Source organism: Salinibacterium sp. TMP30 (assembly GCF_038397785.1).
GTDB lineage: Bacteria > Actinomycetota > Actinomycetes > Actinomycetales > Microbacteriaceae > Rhodoglobus.
Window position 1 is genome coordinate 508,462 of sequence record NZ_CP151642.1, and the last position, 20,090, is coordinate 528,551.

General features: G+C 59.3%; 17 protein-coding genes, 1 tRNA gene and 1 other RNA gene. 17 read left to right on the plus strand and 2 right to left on the minus strand.

What is annotated here, in order from left to right; all coding sequences use genetic code 11:
- The first annotated feature begins 254 nt into the window (after positions 1-254).
- From AADH44_RS02510 to AADH44_RS02520, 3 genes are all read left to right on the plus strand, one after another.
- Positions 255-1,526, plus strand: a complete 1,272-nt coding sequence (locus AADH44_RS02510; protein ID WP_341953873.1) for an ABC transporter substrate-binding protein — start codon at positions 255-257, stop codon at positions 1,524-1,526.
- Between the two features lie 74 nt (positions 1,527-1,600).
- Entirely contained in the window at positions 1,601-2,491 is an 891-nt protein-coding gene (locus AADH44_RS02515) for a sugar ABC transporter permease (protein WP_341953875.1), read from the plus strand.
- Positions 2,488-3,420 carry a carbohydrate ABC transporter permease gene (locus AADH44_RS02520; RefSeq protein WP_341953876.1) on the plus strand — a complete coding sequence of 311 codons (933 nt, stop codon included), beginning with the start codon at positions 2,488-2,490 and terminating at the stop codon, positions 3,418-3,420. The genes AADH44_RS02515 and AADH44_RS02520 overlap by 4 nt, the downstream gene beginning before the upstream one ends.
- A 68-nt stretch (positions 3,421-3,488) precedes the next feature.
- Here AADH44_RS02520 and AADH44_RS02525 read toward each other — a convergent pair whose 3' ends face one another.
- Both AADH44_RS02525 and AADH44_RS02530 read right to left on the minus strand, forming a co-directional pair.
- Complete coding sequence (locus AADH44_RS02525; RefSeq protein WP_341953877.1) at positions 3,489-4,145, minus strand: hypothetical protein; 657 nt, start codon at positions 4,143-4,145, stop codon at positions 3,489-3,491.
- 45 nt (positions 4,146-4,190) lie between these two features.
- A tRNA-Ser gene (locus AADH44_RS02530) sits at positions 4,191-4,275 on the minus strand.
- A gap of 143 nt (positions 4,276-4,418) precedes the next feature.
- Here AADH44_RS02530 and ffs point away from each other — a divergent pair.
- The 14 genes from ffs to AADH44_RS02600 all read left to right on the plus strand — a co-directional run bounded on the left by ffs (position 4,419) and on the right by AADH44_RS02600 (position 20,005).
- Positions 4,419-4,515: signal recognition particle sRNA small type (gene ffs / locus AADH44_RS02535), an RNA gene on the plus strand.
- A 57-nt stretch (positions 4,516-4,572) separates the two neighbouring features.
- Complete coding sequence (pta, locus tag AADH44_RS02540) at positions 4,573-6,741, plus strand: phosphate acetyltransferase (protein WP_341953878.1); 2,169 nt, start codon at positions 4,573-4,575, stop codon at positions 6,739-6,741.
- Entirely contained in the window at positions 6,738-7,859 is a 1,122-nt protein-coding gene (locus AADH44_RS02545; RefSeq protein ID WP_341953879.1) for an acetate kinase, read from the plus strand. The genes pta and AADH44_RS02545 overlap by 4 nt, the downstream gene beginning before the upstream one ends.
- A 105-nt stretch (positions 7,860-7,964) precedes the next feature.
- Positions 7,965-10,094: a DNA polymerase III subunit gamma and tau gene (locus AADH44_RS02550; protein ID WP_341953883.1), complete on the plus strand. Its 2,130-nt coding sequence runs from the start codon at positions 7,965-7,967 to the stop codon at positions 10,092-10,094.
- A 3-nt stretch (positions 10,095-10,097) separates the two neighbouring features.
- Positions 10,098-10,697 (plus strand): recombination mediator RecR, encoded by a 600-nt coding sequence (recR, locus tag AADH44_RS02555; protein ID WP_341953884.1) that lies wholly within the window; start codon positions 10,098-10,100, stop codon positions 10,695-10,697.
- Between the two features lie 110 nt (positions 10,698-10,807).
- Positions 10,808-12,073, plus strand: coding sequence for an aspartate kinase (locus AADH44_RS02560; protein ID WP_341953885.1), 1,266 nt, complete (start codon positions 10,808-10,810; stop codon positions 12,071-12,073).
- Positions 12,074-12,136: 63 nt separating this feature from the next.
- Positions 12,137-13,201: an aspartate-semialdehyde dehydrogenase gene (locus tag AADH44_RS02565; protein WP_341953887.1), complete on the plus strand. Its 1,065-nt coding sequence runs from the start codon at positions 12,137-12,139 to the stop codon at positions 13,199-13,201.
- A 40-nt stretch (positions 13,202-13,241) separates the two neighbouring features.
- Positions 13,242-13,931, plus strand: a complete 690-nt coding sequence (locus tag AADH44_RS02570; RefSeq protein ID WP_341953889.1) for an SGNH/GDSL hydrolase family protein — start codon at positions 13,242-13,244, stop codon at positions 13,929-13,931.
- An 87-nt stretch (positions 13,932-14,018) separates the two neighbouring features.
- On the plus strand, positions 14,019-14,690 hold the full coding sequence (locus AADH44_RS02575) for an SGNH/GDSL hydrolase family protein (RefSeq protein ID WP_341953891.1): 672 nt from the start codon (positions 14,019-14,021) through the stop codon (positions 14,688-14,690).
- Between the two features lie 20 nt (positions 14,691-14,710).
- Positions 14,711-16,186 carry a malate:quinone oxidoreductase gene (locus tag AADH44_RS02580; RefSeq protein WP_341953893.1) on the plus strand — a complete coding sequence of 492 codons (1,476 nt, stop codon included), beginning with the start codon at positions 14,711-14,713 and terminating at the stop codon, positions 16,184-16,186.
- Between the two features lie 121 nt (positions 16,187-16,307).
- Positions 16,308-17,528: an ATP-binding protein gene (locus AADH44_RS02585; protein ID WP_341953894.1), complete on the plus strand. Its 1,221-nt coding sequence runs from the start codon at positions 16,308-16,310 to the stop codon at positions 17,526-17,528.
- Positions 17,525-18,670 carry a hypothetical protein gene (locus AADH44_RS02590; protein ID WP_341953895.1) on the plus strand — a complete coding sequence of 382 codons (1,146 nt, stop codon included), beginning with the start codon at positions 17,525-17,527 and terminating at the stop codon, positions 18,668-18,670. Before AADH44_RS02585 ends, AADH44_RS02590 begins: the two co-directional genes overlap by 4 nt.
- On the plus strand, positions 18,657-19,340 hold the full coding sequence (locus tag AADH44_RS02595; protein ID WP_341953896.1) for a response regulator: 684 nt from the start codon (positions 18,657-18,659) through the stop codon (positions 19,338-19,340). Before AADH44_RS02590 ends, AADH44_RS02595 begins: the two co-directional genes overlap by 14 nt.
- Positions 19,340-20,005 carry a thymidine kinase gene (locus AADH44_RS02600; protein WP_341953898.1) on the plus strand — a complete coding sequence of 222 codons (666 nt, stop codon included), beginning with the start codon at positions 19,340-19,342 and terminating at the stop codon, positions 20,003-20,005. The genes AADH44_RS02595 and AADH44_RS02600 overlap by 1 nt, the downstream gene beginning before the upstream one ends.
- Positions 20,006-20,090 lie beyond the last annotated feature (85 nt).

Genomic DNA, 20,090 nt, shown 5'->3' on the forward strand with positions numbered 1-20,090 from the left:
CCGATCTGCGCGGAATGGTGGGCGATTTTTGGCCCAAAATCCTTGCATTTCCGCGGTTTTGGGCGGCACAACCATGACGTAACCCTCGTGGCTGTGCGTCAACTCCTGCAGGCTGTTGCCAAATCGTGATCATCCAATTTCGCGAAAAATGGTTGCGTTCACTTGTCAAACCCAAGGCGGAGGAAGTTTACTGGGCTACGTCCGATTCACTTCTTGAACGGAACAGCACTCACTTTCCAATGGAGGAACACAGAATGCGTAAGCCACTTTCCATTATCGCAGGGGCGGTGGCCTTAGGCCTCGTTCTGGCGGGCTGCTCAAGCACCCCAAGCTCCGACCCCGAAAATGCTAACCAGGTTGAGGTATTCACCTGGTGGGCATCAGGATCCGAAAAGGTCGGACTCGACGCTCTCGTCAAGGTTTTCCAAGAGCAGAACCCCGATGACGAGTTCATCAACGCGTCTGTGGCTGGCGGCGCCGGTTCGAACGCGAAGGCCGCGTTGGCGTCACGCCTCGAAGCCGACAACCCGCCCGACACGTTCCAGGCACACGCCGGAGCAGAGCTCACGGACTACATCAACGCCGGTCAACTTCAAGACCTCAGCTCGTTCTACCAAGAGAACGGGCTTTCCGACGTCTTCCCCGCGAGCCTCCTTGAGCGCCTCACCGTTGACGGCGCAATCTACTCCGTGCCCAGCAACATCCACCGTGCAAACGTCGTCTGGGCCAACACCCAGGTACTGAAGGATGCCGGCATCGACCCGATGGCAGCACCCGCCGACATCGACGCCTGGATCTCAGATCTCAAGAAGCTCAAGGACGCAGGCGTAGAGACCCCGCTCGCACTCGGAACCGAGTGGACCCAGATGCAGCTCTTCGAAAACGTTCTCATTGCAGACCTCGGTGCCGAAGGCTACTCGGGACTGTGGACCGGCGACACCGCGTGGGACGGCGCAGGCGTTGAAACCGCTATCGCCCACTATGGCGAACTTCTTGACTACACGAATAGCGACTTCGCCGGACTTGACTGGGATGCCGCAACACAGATCGTTCTTGACGGCAACGCCGGCTATAACGTTATGGGTGACTGGGCCGAGTCTGCATTCCAGCAGGCTGGTTGGACCTACGACAACGAGTACACCACCTGGGCAACACCAGGAACCGACGGAGTTTTCGACTTCCTCGCTGACTCGTTCACCCTCCCCGTTGGTGCTCCCCACGAGCAGGCCGCAACCAACTGGTTGAGGACTATCAGCTCGGCAGAGGGCCAGAAGGCATTCAACCTCGCCAAGGGTTCGATCCCTGCACGCACCGACACGGTTGCCGCTGACTACCCCGCATACCAGCAGACCGCGATCAAGTCATTCGGCGAAGACACCGTTGTGAGTTCACTCGCCCACGGTGCAGCCGCGAGCATCGCATGGTCGGGAGACATCTCCTCGGCCATCGGTAAGTTCGGTGCCGACCGCGATGCAGCTTCGTTGCTTTCCGGGCTCGTCGCTGCTTCTGACAAGGCTCAGGGCTAACTAGCACTACGAGAGCTAGCGGGTGGGGGCAGTAATGCCCCCACCCGCTACCGTGCACACCGAGGAGCTCGCGCGTGAAAAAAGGGTACAAAAACTGGGGGCCACCGCTCCTCTTGGTATCCCCGACGATCATCGTCATCGGGATATTCGTCTATGGCTTGATCGGCGCAAACGTCGCGGTCTCGTTCAGTAATCGGAACAGTCTGGTTCCGGCAACCGAGTTCGTTGGACTCGACAACTACTTCGCTCTCTTTGCCGAAGAGCGCTTCATTCATTCGCTGCAGAATCTCGGTGTTTTCACCGTGTTCTTCATCGCAGGAACAATGATTTTTGGCTTCCTATGGGCATGGATGCTCGACAAGGGCGTCACCGCTGAGGGTGTCTTCCGCTCGGTGTTCTTGTTCCCGATGGCGATCTCGTTCGTGGCATCCGGTGTTGTGTGGCGCTGGTTGCTCAATAGCGCTGAGGGTGATCGTGCATCCGGATTGAACCGGATCTTTGAGAACCTCGGGCTCGGTTTTCTTCAGAACTCTTGGTGGAATGAGCCAGGTTGGGGCATGGCAGCAATCGCACTTCCCGCGATCTGGCAGCTGGCCGGCTATGTGATGGCACTCTTCCTCTCGGGGTTCCGTGGCATTCCTGAAGAGCTGCGTGAAGCCGCTCGCATGGATGGCGCAACCGAGTGGAAGCTCTACCGTTACGTGATCTTCCCCCAGTTGAGCCCCGTCGCACTTTCCGCCCTCATTATCGTCGGGCACATGTCGCTGAAGGTATTTGACCTGATCATGGCGATCACGAAATCGATCTACCAGACCGAGGTGCCCGCAACCTATTTGTGGGTTGCCCTCACCGCCAATGACTACGCAAAGTCAGCAACGATTGCGACAATTCTGTTGCTGTTCGTCGCCGTGCTGATCGTGCCCTACTTGGTCTACACGGCCCGTGCAGAGAGGAAGCAGCGATGAGCGTTGGCACTGGACTCGGAAAAAGGCCGAGAACCTCAGCCCAGCCGGAGATGCCAGGGCAGTCAGAACTCCGCAACCGCAAACGAATGAGTCGCACCGTAAAGTACGTGTTCCTCATACTGTTCCTCGTCATCGTGCTCATGCCCGTGTACGTACTCATCGTCACGAGCCTGAAGCCACCACAGGATGTCAACCCGGCAACCTCATGGGGCTTACCCGTTCGGTGGCCCTGGGAGCCCGCGCTCGAGGGCGGACCCACCGGTTTCGACAACTGGGCGCTCGCCTGGAATGCGCTTTCGGCATCCATCGGTCGCACCTTCTTGTTGGCGATTCCCGCAGCGCTGATCTCGTCGTTCCTGGGGGCGATGAACGGTTTTGTGCTGGCACGCTGGCGATTCCCGTACGCAGACATCGTGTTCACCGTCATCCTGTTCGGAATGTTCATTCCTTACCAGGCGATCATGACGCCGCTGGTGCAGATGAAGACGTCCCTTGGTCTGCCGAGTGATATCTCCACGCTGCTGATCGTTCACGTCATTTATGGTCTGCCGATCTGTACGCTGATCTTCCGCAACTATTACGCGGGCATTCCGCACGAGTTGATGGAAGCGTCGCGGATGGACGGCGCCGGGATGCTGCGCACGTTCGGCAGCATCGTGTTGCCGCTGTCGCTTCCCGGTTTTGTTGTGACGATCATCTGGCAGTTCACGTCGGCCTGGAACGACTTCTTGTTCGCCCTGTTCCTCTCGAACCAGAACGACGGACCGGTCTCGCTGTCGCTCAACAATCTGGCTCAGGGCGCCCAGCTCGCTAATTATGGTGCTGCTATGGCTGGCGCGTTGCTTGCGTCGCTGCCGACACTGATTGTGTACATCGTGCTGGGAAAGTACTTCATCGGCGGGCTCATGAGTGGGTCAGTCAAGAGTTAACCTCCCCGCAGGGCAGGTGCCGCGGAACCGACAATCGTGTAATCGATGTGGGTCCGTGGCATTTGTCGTTAAGAGGTAAACGTGTTGACGAAGCCGAGCACCAGGATCAGAATGGCGGCGGTCAGTGCTGTGCCGCCGACAGCAACGAGCACTACCAGTAGGGGGCGGCGCTCGAGAACATACAAAGCGTGCGGATAGTCGTTCCGAAGTTCACCCATCGAAACAGTCTCGGGAATGCTGTGCACGGGAACATCGAGGGCTGCAACGATGACATTCATGTCTTCGCGGGTCCAGTATTGGCCGCGCATCCGCAGCAAGCGACGCTTGTTGGCGCCCAAAACAACGAGCTGGGGCCGCGACTCGGAGCCGTCGCTCGTGTACACCTCGGCGAGAAGGATGGATGCCGCGTCAGCTTTGTCAAACGTGCTCAACTGGCCAAAGAACCCGCGCTCGGTTACGAGGGACGAGTCGGGGCCGATCCAGATTGCACTGCGAAAGTAGCCAACAGCGCCCGCGCAGGCGAGCAAGATGGCGGCAAGCTGAGCCACGACGACGGCAAGCCAGTGGCCGTCAGGCAACACGATCACATACAGCACGCCGAAGACGGGGCCGATAAACGCGAGTGCTGCGAGAATTCCTCGATTGAGCAGCGCTCGGGGCAGCAGAAGGCGGGGACGGGGTGCATCTGTTTGGACCGGATCGCGGCTGACTCTGTCATCCTGCAATTGCAGTCCCTTCGTCGGACCGCAAGCGGCATCAGTCTTGAGGAGCGGAGAATGGGGGATTCGAACCCCCGAGGGCTTGCACCCAACACGCTTTCCAAGCGTGCGCCATAGGCCACTAGGCGAATTCTCCTGGCGAATCGAACACGCACAAGCGCAAACGACCTCAAGTGATCATAACGGCGCGGGCGGTTCAGCGGTAATCGACGGCGCGTGGCGACCAGATTAGTGAGGCACTGCTGGGGCGCGAGTGGCCACAGATTTGGGTAGACTGGTTTCGGCTCCTCGCGTGGCGCCATCCAGGCCAATTCCCCCAGGACGGAAACGTAGCAAGGGTAACCGGGCTCTGGCGGGTGCGCGAGGGGTCTTTTCTTTGTAGAGGTACGTTGGTTGGCCGGCCGGATCCATGTTCGGCGCGTAGGCTGAATCTGTGGCGAGAAACATCTACATCACTTCTATCGAGGGTCACGCTGGCAAGTCCACAGTCGCCCTCGGTCTGCTCTATACGCTCAGTCGCGAAGCGAAACGAGTGGGGGTGTTTCGCCCGGTCGCGCGCACGAGCAACGAACGCGATTATGTGCTCGAGATGCTGCTCGCGCATGATGCCGTTGATCTCAACTATGACGATGCGGTTGGTGTTGGCTACGACGACGTGCACACCGATCCTGACGCCGCGTTGAGTCGCATCATCGAACGCTTCAAAGCTGTCGAGGCGCAGTGCGATGTTGTAGTGATCGTCGGTTCTGATTACACGGATGTTGGCAGCCCAACCGAACTTTCGTATAACGCGCGAGTTGCAGCGAACCTTGGTGCTCCGGTGCTCCTCGTTCTGGGTGGCCAGTCTGAGGACGGAGTGGACCGCACCCCCGATGACCTCGCTCAGGTGTATGCAATCGCGCATCAGGAGTTGGATGCCGCCCACGCGCACCTGGTTGGCGTGATTGTGAACCGCTCTGACCCCGATCAGCTGCCGAAGATTATCGAGGGTGTCAGCGCCGCTGTCGGCGGCGATACCCCCGTGTGGGCCATTCCCGAGGATCCGTTCCTGATCGCGCCGAGCTTGGCGTCGCTTCTGGAGGCCGTCGACGGCGAGCTCCTCAAGGGCGATAGCGAGCTTCTGCTGCGTGAAGCCCTGGGCGTTGTTGTTGCCGGAATGACGATGGAGAACGTGCTGACCCGGCTGATCGAAGGTTCGGTTGTTGTGGTTGCCGGCGACCGATCAGATGTGTTGCTCGCGACACTGATGGCGCACGCTTCGGAGACGTTCCCGTCGCTGGCGGGCGTCATCCTGAATGGCGGGTTCGAGATTGTGCCGCAGGTTGAGCGACTTATTGATGGCCTTGATCTCTCGTTGCCTGTGATTCGAACCTCGTTCGGCACCTATGACACCGCGCGAATCATCACCAAAACTCGGGGGCGCTTGGCTGCAGATTCGCCTCGCAAGTTCGACACCGCACTTGCCCTGTTCGAGCAGCACGTGGATTCTGAGGTGCTCTTGCAGCGGCTCGAGCTGAACCCGCCCATGGTGGTTACGCCGCTGATGTTTGAGTACGGACTGCTGGATCGTGCTCGGCAGCACCTGCAGCACATTGTTCTTCCTGAGGGCAACGACGACCGCATTCTCCGTGCGTCGAGCACACTCTTGCGCCGAGGGGTTGTCACGCTGACGATTCTGGGGGATGAGGGTGAAGTGCGCAGGCGTGCGGCTGAGCTCGGTCTCGATATTTCGGGTGCGAGCATCCTGAGCCCCTTCGATGAGCCACTGCGTGAGCGTTTCGCTGCCGAATATGTGCGCCTGCGTGCCCACAAAGGAATGACAATGGAGGTCGCGCGCGAGACCGTTACTGATGTGTCCTACTTCGGCACCATGATGGTGCACCTAGGGCTCGCCGCCGGAATGGTTTCGGGAGCCGCCCATACGACGGCCCACACGATTCGACCGAGCTTTGAGATCATCAAAACCAAACCGGATGTGTCAATTGTGTCCAGTGTGTTCTTGATGTGCCTCGAAGATCGGGTGCTGGTTTATGGTGATTGTGCCGTAAACCCTGACCCGGATGCCGCCCAGCTCGCTGACATCGCAATCTCGTCGGCAGCAACAGCGGCACAGTTCGGAATTGATCAGCGGATTGCGATGCTGTCGTACTCCACTGGATCGTCGGGCAGCGGGGCGGATGTTGATAAGGTGCGCGCGGCAACCGCCCTCGTCGTCGAGCGTCGGCCCGATCTCGCGGTTGATGGCCCCATCCAATACGACGCCGCAGTGGATGCCGCCGTCGGCAAATCCAAAATGCCCGACTCCGAGGTTGCGGGGCGCGCCACCGTGTTCATCTTCCCTGATCTCAACACGGGCAACAACACGTACAAGGCTGTTCAGCGCAGCGCCGGAGCGATCGCAATTGGGCCAGTGCTGCAGGGTTTGCGCAAACCTATTAACGATCTTTCGCGGGGTGCGCTGGTGCAAGACATCGTGAACACTGTTGCGATCACCGCGATTCAGGCTCAGGGAGTTGCTGCCGAGGCCGCCGCTGCCGCCGCTGCCGCTGGACTGCTCGCTGCTGCCGAAGTGCCCGCTGCTGCGGCGGGGGAGCATTCATGACCACCGTCTTTGTTGTGAACTCGGGCTCCTCGTCAATTAAGTGGGAGCTGTTGGATGCCGAGTCCGGTTCCATCTATAGCGGCGGCATTGTGGAACGCATCGGGGAACCCGGCGGAGGCGCAGCAAACCACGATGAGGGGATGCATCAGATTTTGGCTGGACTTGGCAACGAGCATCCGGCGGTTGTTGGACATCGTGTTGTTCATGGGGGAGCGGAGTTTACGGCCGCGACTGTCATCACTGATGAGGTTGAGCGGCGGCTTGACGAGATTTCGGTGCTCGCGCCGCTGCACAATCCCGAAAATCTGAAGGGCATCCGGGCTGCACGGGCCGCTTTTGCGGATGTTCCGCACGTTGCTGTCTTCGATACCGCGTTTCATGGCACCCTCCCGCCCGAGGCCTTTACCTACGCAATCGACGCCGACGTTGCTCGGGAGCACGGAATCCGCCGCTACGGTTTTCACGGCACCTCGTACCGCTACGTCGCGGGGCGCGCTGCTGCCATGCTCGGCCGGGACCTCGCCGACCTCAAGCTCATCGTTTTTCATCTCGGCAACGGGGCGTCGGTGTGTGCGATTGACGGCGGCCGAAGCATCGACACCTCAATGGGAATGACCCCGCTTGAGGGTCTTGTGATGGGTACGCGCTCGGGCGACATCGATCCGGGCGCGCTCTTTCATCTGGGCCGGGCAGGCATGACCCTGCCCGAGCTTGATCAGCTTCTCAACCGTCGCAGTGGCCTCCTAGGTATGACGGGCACCGGCGATATGCGTGACGTCCAATCTGCTGCGGATGCCGGTGATGAGACCGCGAAAGCCGCGCTCGCGGTCTATTACCACCGGCTTCGTCACTATCTTGGGGCCTATCTGGTGGCGCTGGGTGGTGCCGACGCGATTGTCTTTACGGCAGGTGTGGGCGAAAACAGTGCCGCAACACGACGCGAGACAGTTGCCGGGCTGGAGGGATTCGGAATCGCATTGGATGTCCACGCGAACTCTCGCAGCAGCACCCAAGCGCGCGTGATCTCGCGAAATGACTCGGCAGTGAAGGTTCTCATCATCCCGACCAACGAGGAGCTACAGATTGCGCGTGAAGCGGTGGCAGCCGTTTCTCTCTAGAGGACAGAATGTTCGGCAACCTCACTCTGGGCAAAGAAGTTCGCACCCAGTCGTGTTCGCTCGACACACGTTGGGATCGTCAGTGGGCACGACTACGCTAGGGGCGTGGTTGCTGCCTTATATCGCCGATACCGGCCCGAGACTTTCGCTGAACTCATCGGCCAATCTCAGGTGACCGATCCACTGCGCACAGCATTGCGCACCGACCGGGTGAATCACGCCTACTTGTTCAGCGGTCCGCGTGGGTGTGGAAAGACGACATCCGCCCGTATCCTTGCCCGCTGCCTCAACTGCGTTGAGGGTCCAACCGACACCCCCTGTGGGGTTTGCCCGTCGTGTGTTGAGCTTTCTCGTGATGGCGGCGGATCGCTGGATGTTGTCGAGATTGATGCCGCAAGCCACAATGGCGTCGATGACGCCCGGGACTTGCGTGAGCGTGCTGTGTTTGCTCCCGCCCGCGATCGTTTCAAGATTTTCATTCTCGATGAAGCGCACATGGTTACTCCGCAGGGCTTCAACGCGATGCTCAAGATTGTTGAAGAGCCGCCCGAGCATGTGAAGTTCATCTTCGCAACCACCGAACCAGACAAAGTGATTGGCACGATTCGTTCGCGCACCCACCACTATCCCTTCCGCTTGGTTCCTCCCGCCCAGATGCTCGACTACGTTCAGCAACTGTCCGAGAGCGAAAAAGTAGAAGTCGAGCCCGGAGTGCTCCCGCTGGTTGTTCGTGCTGGCGGCGGCTCTGTGCGTGACACCCTTTCGCTGCTCGACCAGCTGATCGCTGGCTCTGACACCGCCGTCGTCGGCTACGAGCGGGCTGTTGCTCTGCTCGGCTATACCCACGCTGAACTGCTTGACGAAGTTATTGACGCCCTCGGTTCTGGTGATGCGGCTGCCGCATTCTCGTCGGTAGATCGGGTCATTCAGACCGGTCAAGATCCGCGACGCTTCGTTGAAGACCTTCTCGAGCGGATGCGCGACCTCATCGTCGTTGCGGCCACCGCCGACCACGCGGCATCCGTTTTGCGCGGCATCCCTCAAGACCAGCTAGAGCGCATGGCGAAGCAAGCGCACACACTCGGTGCTGCCGAACTCTCACGCGCTGCCGACGTCATTAACGCGGCACTTTCGGAGATGACGGGTGCCACCTCGCCGCGACTGCACCTCGAGCTCATGGTTGCGCGCATTCTGGTTCCCGCAAGCGACAACACCCAACGTGGTGCGCTCGCGCGTGTGGAACGCCTTGAGCGTCGTATTGGCATCGAAGGCGACGGATCGCTTGCTTCGGCGCCGCCTGCAGCCGCACCAGTACAAGAATGGGCACCCACGGCACCGCGCGCCCCGGCGCCGAACGCAGAATCCCCCCAGACGGCCCGGGACTCTCGGGACGAGGCTGCCCGTGAGGTTCCTGCGCCGGCAAATGCTGCGGCTTCGGCAGCCGCGCCCGCGCCCGCACCCGCCGCATCTGGCTCCGTGCTCTCCACGGCGGCCGCTGCTCCTCGCACCACTCCGGTCTCAATCCAACAGGTCAAAGATTCGTGGCCCGAGATTCTTGACGTTGTGCAGAAACTGAAGCGCACCGCCTGGATGGTTGTCTTCACTGCCAAGCCCCTTGAACTACGCGACGACAAGATTTTGGTGCTTTCCTTCCCGAGCGAACGAGATGTTGATGCTCTCAAGCAGCGCAGTGCCCCCGGCGAAGGCGTCGGCGACTACCTCAAGAAAGCATTCGTGCACGTGCTGGGCTTCGAGCCAGCACTCATTGCACGAGTAGAAGGCGCTTCTGCCGTGCCTGCGGCAACTGCACCCCGGTCGGCACCGTCCGCTGCCGACGAGATCCCCGAACCGGAGGAACCTGCACCGGCCGAAGACCGTGAGCCCGGTGGGTGGGCTGTAGCTGCCATTCCCGAGTCCGAGCCAGAACCCGACGTTGATCCGTCGATGTCTCGCAGCGGCACCGCCGGGGCGTCGAGCTCGGCCAAGCAAGGTCAGTCGGCAGCACAAGAGAAGCAATCGAAACAGTCGTCGGCACCTTCCCCACCATCCGCGAAAGCTCCAGACGCAGCATCCGCACCACCGACAGAAGCACCGCGACCATCAATGTCCGCCGCGGCCGCAAAGATTGATAAGTCCCGTTACGGGGAGTCAGTGGTGCGCGAACTGTTGAACGCGACCTTCATCGAAGAGCAGCAGGTTGCTCCGCGAGTGACACCCCAGCCGAGAGACGAGTAACCCGTGTACGACGGAATTGTTCAAGAACTAATTGACGAGCTTGGTCGACTTCCTGGCATCGGCCCCAAGTCTGCCCAGCGCATCGCATTCCACATTTTGCAGACCGAAAGTTTTGATGTTCGCCGACTCGCAGAGCTGCTCAATGACATCCGCGACAAAGTTCACTTCTGCGCTATCTGTGGAAACGTCACCGAGCAAGAAACCTGCTCAATCTGCCGTGACCCGCGACGGTCGCCCGCATCCATCTGTGTTGTCGAAGAAGCCAAAGACGTTGTCGCCATCGAGCGCACTCGAGAATTTGCTGGCCTGTATCATGTACTCGGTGGAGCTATCAGCCCCATCGACGGAATCGGCCCCGACCAGTTGCGCATCAAGCAACTCTTGGGCCGGTTGGCTGACGGTGTCGTCACAGAAGTCATCATCGCGACCGACCCCAATCTCGAAGGTGAAGCAACCGCGACCTATCTGACGCGGCTTCTGGTTCAGCCCAACCTTCGAATTTCGCGCCTCGCATCGGGTCTCCCGGTCGGCGGAGACTTGGAATACGCCGACGAGGTCACACTTGGACGGGCCTTCGAAGGCCGCCGGACTGTCGACCACTAGCCCTGGTCGATCACTAGTACTCCCCGTAACGCAATTAGCGGGAAGTGCCTGCACCGTTAGACTCGCACTCGGGGCACGTGTTGCCCGCTAGACCTCGCTTCAGGAGAACAATGAGCCTCATCGTTCAGAAGTTCGGTGGCTCATCTGTTGCCGACGCTGAGAGTATCAAGCGCGTCGCAAAGCGCATCGTCGAGACCCGCAAAGCGGGAAACGACGTCGTCGTTGTGGTGTCTGCCATGGGCGACACCACCGATGAACTATTCGATCTTGCCGAACAGGTCGTGCCGGTACCCACGGGCCGCGAGCTTGACATGCTGCTGACGGCAGGCGAACGAATTTCGATGGCACTCCTCGCGATGGCGATCAAAAGCTTGGGTGTTGATGCCCGCAGCTACACCGGCAGCCAAGCGGGAATGGTCACGGATGCCCAACACGGTGCCGCGCGCATTGTTGAAGTCTCTCCGCGCCGCGTTCAAGAAGCTCTCGACGATGGCGCTGTCGCTATTGTTGCCGGCTTTCAGGGTTTCAATCGCGTAACCGGAGACATCACCACTCTCGGTCGCGGCGGCTCAGACACCACCGCTGTCGCACTTGCTGCAGCGCTCGGCGCAGAGACCTGCGAGATTTATACCGACGTTGATGGTGTCTTCACCGCCGACCCCCGCATTGTGAAGTCGGCGCGCAAAGTGAACGTTGTTACGTGCGAAGAAATGTTGGAGCTTGCGGCGGCAGGCGCAAAAGTGCTTGATGTGCGCGCCGTTGAGTATGCGCGCCGGCACGGGGTAACGATTCACGTGCGTTCCTCGTTCAATAACAACACGGGCACGTTAGTGGTCAATCCGAAGGATGGAGAGAGCGTGGAAGAAGCAATCATCACAGGTGTTGCCTCCGATCTGAGCGAAGCGAAGATCACGGTGGTTGGGGTTCCTGACGTACCCGGTAAGGCTGCACAGATCTTCACGATTGTGGCCTCAGCGAATGCGAACATTGACATGATCGTGCAGAACGTTTCGCTGGCATCCACTGGCCGCACCGATATTTCGTTCACGTTGAAAAAGTCGGATGCCGAAGATGTGCTGCGCGCGTTGACCTTCGAGCAAGAAGAGGTTGGTTTTGAGTCGCTGCAGCACGATGACCAGATCGGAAAGCTCTCGGTCGTCGGCGGCGGAATGCGCACGAATGCTGGTGTCTCGGCACGACTGTTCACCGCGCTGTTTAAAGCGGGAATCAACATGGAGATGATTTCGACAAGTGAGATTCGTATCTCGGTTGTCACTCGTGCCGATACGGTTGCTGAAGCGGTGCGGGTTGTTCACACCGCTTTTGGCTTGGATGGCGACGAAGACGCGGTCGTTCACGCAGGTACCGGCCGCTAGTCGGCCACATTTGTTCACGGTTCGTGGTTTGATGGCGAACACAGAGTCGAGGTAGAGGTTCTCATGGGTAATGCGGGCGTCCGTATTGGTGTTGTTGGGGCAACCGGTCAGGTTGGGGCTGTTGTGCGTCGTCTCCTTGACGCGCGCGACTTTCCGGTCGCGGAGATTCGGTTCTTTGCTTCGGCGCGAAGTGCTGGCACGACTTTGCCGTTCAAGGGTGAGCAGATCACCGTTGAAGATGCATCCATTGCCGACCCCACCGGCCTTGATATTGCGATCTTCTCTGCGGGTGCTACGACCTCGAAGGCGCAGGCACCACGGTTCGCTGCTGCTGGCGTCACCGTGATCGACAACTCTTCGGGCTGGCGCATGGACCCTGACGTTCCGCTTGTCGTGAGTGAGGTCAACCCACACGCGATCGATCAGGCGGTGAAGGGAATCATCGCGAACCCGAACTGCACCACGATGGCAGCAATGCCCGTTCTGAAAGTTTTGGATGCTGAGGCTGGCCTTCAGCGTCTGATCGTCAGTACCTACCAGGCTGTGTCTGGCGCGGGTCTTGCCGGTAGTGAAGAACTGCGGGAACAGGCTGCTGCGGCTGTTGCTCAGAACACGATGGGCCTCGTTGACGATGGTGCAGCGGTCACGATGCCGGCACCGAACAAGTTTCCGAAGAACATTGCCTTCAATGTCGTTCCGCTCGCGGGCAGCATCGTCGACGACGGTCTCTATGAGACTGACGAAGAGAAGAAGTTGCGCAATGAGAGCCGCAAGATTCTTGAGTTACCTAACCTTCTGGTGAGTGGTACGTGTGTGCGTGTTCCCGTGTTCACGGGCCACTCGCTGTCGATCAACGTGGAGTTTGCCAAACCGCTGAGCCCCGAGCGTGCGAGAGAATTGTTGGGCGACGCTCCCGGTGTGAGCCTCAGCGACATCCCGACACCGCTGGATGCAGCGGGCGCAGACCCCAGCTTTGTTGGCCGCATCCGCGCGGATGAGGGTGTGCCCAACGGTCGCGGACTTGCGTTATTCATCAGCAACGACAACCTCCGAAAGGGTGCTGCGCTCAACGCGGTGCAGATTGCCGAGCTCGTCGCAGCGAAGATTACGGCAAAGGTTTCGGCTTAACGGGAGCCATCCCACTTCGTAACCGCACCGAATTCCCGATATGAGATCACACTCCGTAGCTCGCACGATCCTCGCAACTGTGATGGTCGTGGCCGCGCTTGCTCTTTCGGCGTGCACGAGCTCGGCCGCCTCGGATGAGGTTGTCGTCTCTACGGTCGCTGTCGCCGGTGAGCTTCGGGTCGCTTTCTATGGCGACTCGTACACGCGTGGCACGGGGGCGTCGACCGAGGAAAGGCGCTGGTCGACGGTTCTTGCTGAGCAGCGCGGGTGGAGTGAGTTCAATCCGAGCGTCAGCGGTTTGGGGTTCGTGAGAAATAGGACCATTTTCGGCGAAGGTGACCTGCCGAGTTTCATTATCGCTGATAATCCGGACATCGTCATTGTGACCATGGGGCTCAATGACAACTTCACTTTCGACACCCAGTCTGCTGAGCTCCGCGCCCAAATTGTTGATGATTTCGACCGCCTCGTGACGGGGCTTCCGGATGCCCGGCTCATTGTGGTTGAGCCCTTCTGGTACAAGGCTGAACGCCCCGCTTCGGTTGACGTGATCATTTCGTGGGTGCACGATGCTGCGACCGTAGTCGGCGCTGATTACATTCCTGATGCCTCGTATTGGCTCGCGGGGCAGCCTGAGTGGATGGCCAGTGACAGCCTTCACCCCAATGATGCCGGTCATGCCGCGATTGCCTCTCAGCTGGATCAGGCTCTTCGCACCTTAGGTCTCTGACAGATGGATAACCTGGAGTCGTGAAGTGGAGTCGTTGACGAACACGTCAACGGCAATCGTTTGCGCCGCCCGCACCGAACGCTGTGTATGAAGTTCGATTCTGTAGCCCGAACCATCGCCGCGACCGTAGTCGTTGCGGCGACCCTCGGCCTGTCCGCGTATAGCACTCCACCGCCGACGGATGTCCGTGACCCCGATGCCACTCGGGTCGCCTTCTACGGTGATTCGTACACGCTCGGCACGGGCGCGTCGTCGGCAGATAACCGCTGGTCGACGGTGGTCAGCGAGCAACGAGACTGGAGTGAGTTCAATCCCAGTGTCAACGGCTTGGGATTCATCAACAACCGAAGCATTTTCGGCGAGGGTGACCTGCCAAGTCTCATCATCGCGGATGATCCCGACATCGTGGTCGTGACAATGGGCCTCAACGACAATTTCAGTTTCGACTCACGGTCCGACGACATCCGCGCCCAAATCACTGACGACTTTGACCGGCTAACGACGGCGCTTCCGGATGCCCGTTTCATTGTTGTTGAGCCATTCTGGTACACGGATGAGCGCCCGGCCTCGGTCGAAACGATCATCGGCTGGGTGAAGGATGCAGCAACCGACAATGGTGCTGACTACATTTCTGGAGCATCGCGGTGGATCGAGGGTCACCCCGAGTGGATGGCCAGTGACGGTCTGCACCCCAATGATGACGGCTACACCGAGATAGCGAAGCGCATGGATCAGGCGCTTCGCAACTTGGGCCTCTAGTGGGCGGCTAAAGTGGAGTTGTGAAGAAAACCGTCGACGTCGCGCTTATCGGCGGCGGAATCATGAGTGCCACCCTGGGAACGCTGCTCAGCAAGTTGCAGCCCGACTGGGATATCCAGATTTTCGAGCGCTTGGGCGACCTCGCCGAAGAGAGCTCAAATCCTTGGAACAACGCTGGCACCGGACATTCCGCGCTGTGCGAACTCAATTACACCCCCCAAACTAGCGACGGCTCGATCGATATTTCGAGCGCCGTCAAAGTCAACGAACAGTTTCAAGTGTCGCGCCAGTTCTGGTCCCATCTTGTGGCTGACGGCTCGCTTCCCGAACCGAGCTCGTTCATCAACCCCACGCCGCACATGAGTTTTGTCTGGGGCGAGACAAACGTTGAATACTTGCGCAAGCGTTTCGAAGCGCTTAAAGGCCACCCCCTCTTTGCGGGCATGGAGTACAGCGAAGATCCTGCCGTCATCCATGGCTGGGCACCGCTGATGATGCCGGGTCGGCGCAAGTCTGAGCCTGTTGCAGCCACCCATATTGCTTCAGGCACAGATGTGGACTTCGGTGCACTGTCACACTTCATGGTTGACACGCTGGTCGAGTCTGGCGCGCAGCTCAACACCGGCATTAGGGTCACGAACCTCACGAAGCAGCGCGATGGTTTGTGGAAGATCGCGTTGCGCCACGACGTTGGGGAGACCCCGGTCGAGCCGGTGACGGCCCGTTTCGTTTTCGTGGGTGCTGGTGGTTACGCCCTCAACCTGCTGCAGAAGTCAGGAATCAAAGAAATTCGCGGCTTCGGGGGGTTCCCTGTCAGCGGTGAGTTCTTGCGCACTGATAACCCTGAGATCGTGGCCGCACACAGTGCCAAAGTTTACGGAAAGGCTTCGGTGGGCTCGCCCCCGATGTCGGTGCCTCACCTCGATCTGCGCATGGTTAATGGCCAGGGCAGCCTGATGTTCGGCCCGTACGCCGGATTCAGTCCCAAGTTCTTGAAGACAGGTTCCGTTCTCGACCTGTTCGCGTCGATTCGTTGGCACAACCTGTTGCCGATGGTTGCGGCGGGGCTGAGCAACCTTTCGCTCGTGAAGTACCTGGTGGGGCAGCTTATGGCGAGCCCGGAGACGAAGTTCGAGGAACTCCAGAACTTTGTTCCCAATGCAACGCCCGAGGATTGGTACAGCATTACGGCGGGACAACGCGTGCAGGTTATGAAGAAAGACCCGAAGAAGATTGGTGTCTTGCAGTTTGGCACCGAGGTGGTGTCGTCGGCTGACGGCAGCATCGCGGGCCTGCTTGGTGCTTCACCGGGTGCATCCACTGCAGTGCCGATCATGCTGGGCTTGGTCGAGAAGTGCTTCCCTGAGCGCATGAATGAGTGGCGTCCGAAGATTGAGAAGATGATCCCGAGCTTCGGGCAGCAACTTGCTGACTCTCCTGAGTTTGCTCATGAAACGCTCGAGCGCACAGCGAAGGCATTGCACATCCGCCCTTAGTGGAGCGACTCGTGCGCAGGGCTGCCCTGATGCGCGATGTACCCCGAGAATGGGGTACGTGACGTACCCCGAATCCTGGCATACTGTAGTCGATACAGCATGACGACGATGGGGAGCGCGGATGTCGATTGGCTTGCCTGCGCACTTGCGCCAAAAGAGTGTCAGCCGAGCGTTCGCTCGTGGAGGAAGCACGATCGCGTTCATGTGTTTTGTTCTTGTGTTGCTCGGTGTGTTGAGCATTTATGCTCACGATAACAGTGTCATTCTGTGGCCGGCTGCGTTAGCTCTCGTGCCGGTTCTCATTACGGTGGCGCTGGTCAACCGTGGCCGCACACTGTTCCTATCGGTTGCTCACATTTTCATCAGCGGCCCCGCCATTTACTTGTTCGCTTTCACGGTCATTTCCGAACTGGAACCTCTCGGTGAAGCTGGCATGTACCTATTGAACCTTTCGCGGATCGCACTGATGCTGGTGGGCGGTGCAGGGCTCACCGCTGTGTCGAGTGTCGTGTGGTGCACTCTCGGGCTTCTCGTTGCTGAAACGGCGGTCACCATAGCTGCCTTGCAGTTGCTCGGGACCACTGTTTTCGACGCCAAAGTTTACGTCAGCTACGCAGCAGTTGTTGCTGTGCTGACCACCTTCCACTTGAGCCAGCGCGGGGTTCGCCGTGTCCAATCCGATCTGCACCGAGCGGCGCGCGATGATGAATTGGCGCGGTTGCGTTACGAGATCGAGTCAACCTCGACGGCAATGGTGCACGACACGGTTCTTGGACACCTCGCGGCGATCGCTAATGCACCCTATGGTGCAATAAGCGCCCAACTACAGCGGCAGATGGCGAGGGACCTCGAGATCCTTGTTGGCGAGGAATGGCTTTCCGGGCCAGTAGCTGAGCAGGAGAATACCGGTCACACAGCCTGGCAGAACAGCGAGTTACTCACTGCGGTTTCGGAGGCGCGTGAGTTGGGGCTCGATGTAGATCTCACTGGCGACTTGACCGCACTCTCACGCCTAGCTGGTCCGGCTGCTGCGGCTGTAGGCCCAGCGGTCAAACAGTGTCTGGTCAATGTGATCAAGCATTCGGGCGCGATGCATGCGGAGGTAGCGATTTTTGGCTCGCCGGCCGAAGTTAGCGTCCTTGTAGTGGATGCAGGACAAGGTTTTGATCAGGCTGAAACTGGTGAGGACCGTCTCGGTTTGCGTCAGTCGGTGCGACGTCGTATAGAGCTGGTGGAGGGTACGGTTCAGCTGTGGTCCACTCCAGGGCGAGGAACCTCGGTGATGATCCGTGTTCCGGTTGCGATAAATGAACTATCACAGCAGGGGAGAGTAGCTACGTGACCTCTTCTGTCTCTGTTCAGAGGATTGATCCGCTGGGCACGCTCGATGGCAGGCTCGTAGCTCTTGCCGCGGCGATCAGCATTTTCGTCTTTGCAGTAGTCATGACGTGGCACAATTCAGCACACATCACCGGCCCGCTATGGGCTGTTGCAGCAGTACTTTTTGTCGCGCTCACCTCGCTCGTGATTGTGGTGGCAACGGGCCCTCTCCGGCCGCCGTTCTCCCGTTCGATGCATCTTGCTGCTGTTTTCTCAGCTGTCATCGCGTTCGCTTGTAGCTCGGCATCGATCGGCCATATTGATGACTTAATGTCTAGCTACTGGGCGCCGATTGTGATTGGTGTGACCTGTATGACGCTGGCGCCCTACCGACCGGTGAGTGAGCTTCTCATCGTGGGTGTTGCCGCTTCCGTTCTTGTCGGGTTAATCGCGGTGGGTGAAGCACCCGTTGCAGGTTTCGAATCCTCGTCCATCGTTGCTGCTCTCTTTTCTCCCACCCCCGTGCTTGCGATGTCGTTCGGTGGCGCAGCTTTTGCTCGGTCGTTGGTGCTGAGCCATCAACGTTGGGAATCTCGCGCCAGGACCGGAGCTCGTCGCCAACGTGATCGAGAACATGTCAGCGTTGCGCGTTCGGTGCAACAGGACCGCATAACGATCCTCAACCGCGACGTGGTGCCGCTGTTCACAGAACTATCGAAGCGGGGAATCGTGTCGCCCGAAGACCGCACGAGAGCTGCGGAGTATTCCGCTTCACTGCGCCAGCTCATGGTCACCGAGGTGAACCGCAGTTGGCTTGAGGCTGTAGTGGCGAGCTCCTTCGGCGCGCTTGACGATGGCAATCGAGTTCGAGACCCGCACCGGCTAGCCTCTGGCATGACGGCGCATCAGCGCACAGCGTTGCGTGCAGCCGTGCTCGCTGTTGCCACCGGAGGTGAGCTGGTGCGTGACAGCGTGCGGCTCGCTATCGAGAAAACACCCTCGGGTGCAGTGATCATCGTGCACGCGACAGTAGCGTCACCAGAGTCATCGTGGCGCTCGTCCCTCGCGCCATATTTTGCGGTACTCCGCGTGGTCTTTACTGGTCTTCAGATTTCGTACAACTCATCCTCCCTCATTGTTAGGTTCACTTATGACACCCCCTGAATCCCATCTCAGCGCGCACCTCGGGGATCGTGCGCCCATACGACTCGCCATCTTGGATGACCATGAGGTGCTGCTCGACAGCCTCAATAGCTGGATCACCAACAATGCCCCAGATTTTGATGTCGTTCTGACGGCAAGCACCTGGCTCCAGCTTGTGCACAGCGATCGTTTTCCCACAGAGTTAGTCTTCCTCGACTTCCAGCTCAAGGAACCAGTATCGATCGAGGCGCGGGTGCGTACGTGTCGTGCTGCGGGAGCTAAAGTGATCGTTCTCTCCAGCCTCGACAGTCGAGAGGCGCGAGAGCGCGCTCTTTCCGCTGGGGCTGCCACCTTCCTCTCCAAATCACTACCCATGCAGGAGGTGATGGATGCTGCCCGCCAAGTTATGGGTGTTCAAGCCGAAGGTGGCGCGCAACTTGACTGGCGCCCCCTTCCCTCTGGTTCAGCTGACCAATCGAAGCCAAAACTCAGTGCCGGTGAGGCGGATGCGCTGACGCTGTACGCTTCTGGACTAAGCACACCCGAGGTCGCGGAACGCATGAATGTGCAATACGAGACTGCGAAGACGTATCTTCGTAGGGTGCGCGAAAAATACGCGAAGGCCAACCGGCCGGCAAGCAAAAAGGCTGACCTGATTCGTCGGGCCGCTGAGGATGGATTTCTCCGCTGATGAGCAAACTGTATTTCCGCTATGGGGCCATGAACAGTGGCAAGAGCACCGCACTACTGCAGGCCGCGTACAACTATGAGGAACGCAACCAGCAGGTTCTGTTGGCAAAGCCCCACATCGACACCAAGGGCGACAACGCCATCATTTCGCGACTCGGTGTGACCCGCCAGGTAGATTTCACCATCGCCCCCACCGACGACGTCTACGAAGTCTTTGCGCGCGAACGCGCCCGCGTTCTTGAGGAGACAGGTTTGCCGGTGAGCTGCCTGCTCGTCGATGAGGCGCAGTTCTTTAGCGAAGCGCAAGTGGATGACCTGCTTCGTATCGCCATTGTTGAGGGTGTTCCGGTGCTGGCGTATGGCATCCGCACCGACTTTCAGACGGTTGCCTTTCCTGGCAGTCGACGGCTTCTCGAAATTGCGCACTCGCTCGAAGAGCTCAAGACAATCTGCCGGTGTGGTCGCAAGGCTGTCTTCAATGCGCGCACCGTGGGCGACGAGTTCATTTTCGACGGCGACCAGGTCGCGATCGACGGAGCGGATGTTGGCTACCAGTCGCTGTGTGGCGCCTGCTACCTGGAGGAAAGCGGCGGCGTTCTCAACAGCGGTTGGCGTCCCAAGATCGAGTTCAGCTACGGAAGTGCTCCCGACCCCGACTTCGCCTAAACAATGACGGCACGGCACGGTTGGGCAGGCTTCCAACCCGCCACCCTGCCGAGCTGCGGGTTAACGACTAAACGCCCTCCTGACG